We start from the raw sequence: 259 nt of genomic DNA on the forward strand, positions 1-259 counted from the left end.
GCCGCCAAGGCTGTGGGCAAGGTCATTCCCGCCCTCAACGGCAAGCTCACCGGCATGTCCATGCGTGTCCCCACTCTGGACGTGTCTGTGGTTGACCTCACCGTCAACCTGGAGAAGCCCGCAAAGTACGCCGACATTTGCGCCGCTATGAAGAAGGCCTCCGAGGGCGCGCTGAAGGGCGTTCTGGGCTACACCGACGAGGATGTTGTCTCCTCCGACTTCATCACCGACCCCCGCACCTCCATCTTTGATGCCAAGG

1 pseudogene is annotated in these 259 nt (G+C 61.8%); it reads left to right on the plus strand.

The features are described 5' to 3' along the window. Positions 1-259: pseudogene (locus RSB01_RS14095) on the plus strand (type I glyceraldehyde-3-phosphate dehydrogenase); the annotation flags it as partial.

Source organism: Brevundimonas sp. (genome assembly GCF_036659295.1).
GTDB lineage: Bacteria > Pseudomonadota > Alphaproteobacteria > Caulobacterales > Caulobacteraceae > Brevundimonas.